This window comes from Streptomyces glaucescens, from assembly GCF_002154375.1.
In the GTDB taxonomy this organism is placed as follows: domain Bacteria; phylum Actinomycetota; class Actinomycetes; order Streptomycetales; family Streptomycetaceae; genus Streptomyces; species Streptomyces glaucescens.
In genome coordinates this window covers 1-1,414 of the sequence record NZ_MUND01000335.1, presented here as the reverse complement: position 1 = coordinate 1,414, position 1,414 = coordinate 1, and the positions used below count along the sequence as shown (strand labels likewise).

General features: G+C 76.7%; 1 protein-coding gene and 1 pseudogene. Both read left to right on the top strand.

Annotated elements, in window-relative coordinates:
• Positions 1–799 (top strand): annotated as a pseudogene (locus CCN42_RS21935) (hypothetical protein); the annotation flags it as partial.
• Positions 796–1,414 (top strand): S8 family serine peptidase (locus tag CCN42_RS21930; RefSeq protein WP_158102116.1); only part of this gene is annotated, 619 nt, incomplete at its 3' end. The pseudogene CCN42_RS21935 and the gene CCN42_RS21930, both read left to right, overlap by 4 nt.

Below are 1,414 nucleotides of genomic sequence, written 5' to 3'. Positions count from 1 at the left end.
GCCCCCCACCTACGGCGACCCCGGCCCGCTCCCCCCGCTCGGCGGACGGGTGCGCCGGCAGACGGTCGCCGCCGCCGCCTGCGTCGTCCTCGGGCTCGGCCTCATCGGCGGCGCACTCACCGGCAGCTGGCTCGTCGGCGACTCGGCCGACGCCGGGGAGCGCGGCGCGTTCGCCACGGCCGCCGGGCTCTGGCACAACGCGCCCGTGGACCAGCTCTTCCCGCCCACCGTGGCGGGCCGCGGCGCCGGCCCCGGCGGAGCCGACCGCACCTGGACCCGGATCGCCGTCGCCCCGGACGGCGGCTGCGCCGGCGCCTTCGACCCGCTGCTGCGCAAGGCCCTCGCCCCGGCCGGCTGCGACCGGCTGCTGCGCGCCACCTACACCGACGCCACCCAGAGCCATGTCACCACCGTCGGCCTGCTCTTCACCGAGGCCGACGCCGCCGGCATGCGCTCCCTGGAGAGGCAGTTCGAGGACGAGGGCCTGTACCGCCGCACCGACCTGATGCCCCGCCCCTACGCCCCGAAGGGCACCGTCGCCGCCGCGTTCGGCACCGCCCAGCGCGCCTCCTGGACCGTCTCCGTGCTCACCGACGCCCCGGTCGTCGTCTTCGCCGTCTCCGGCTGGGCCGACGGCCGGGCCGTGGACGACCCGCAGCCCGCCGCCGACGCGACACGCTCCGGCGCCACCACCGCCCCCGCCCAGGCGGGCCTCGGCCACGAGGCGAAGGGCCTCGCCGACCGCATCGAACGCCGTCTGCGCACCTCCGTCGTCGCCGCCACGGAGCAGCCCTCATGACCCGCCGCCGCACGACTCACCGGGCCGCCCTGCTCAGCGCCCTGCTCGCCGCCTGTCTCGCGCTCGTGCCGCCCACCGTCGCGCACGCCGACGGCATCCGCGCCAAGCAATGGGGGCTCGAGGCCCTGCACACCCAGGAGGCCTGGCAGATCACCAAGGGCGCCGGCATCACCGTCGCCGTCCTCGACACCGGCGTCGACGCCACCCACCCCGACCTCGAGGGCAACGTCCTCACCGGGAAGGACATGGTCGGCTTCGGCGCCGAGCGGGGCGACCGCGCCTGGGCCCGGCACGGCACCGCCATGGCCGGGATCATCGCCGGGCACGGACACGGCTACGGCGGCACCGAAGGCGTCATGGGAATCGCTCCCGAGGCGAAGATCCTGCCCGTCCGGGTGATCCTGGAGGACGGCGACTCCGCGCGCGCCACGGCCCGCAAGACCCGCGGCAACGCCCTCGCCGACGGCATCCGCTGGGCCGCCGACCAGGGTGCCGACGTCATCAACCTCTCCCTCGGCGACGACTCCGCCTCCGCCCATCCCGAGCCCGCCGAGGACGAGGCCGTCCAGTACGCCCTGAAGAAGGGGTCCGTCGTCGTCGCCTCGGCCGGCAACG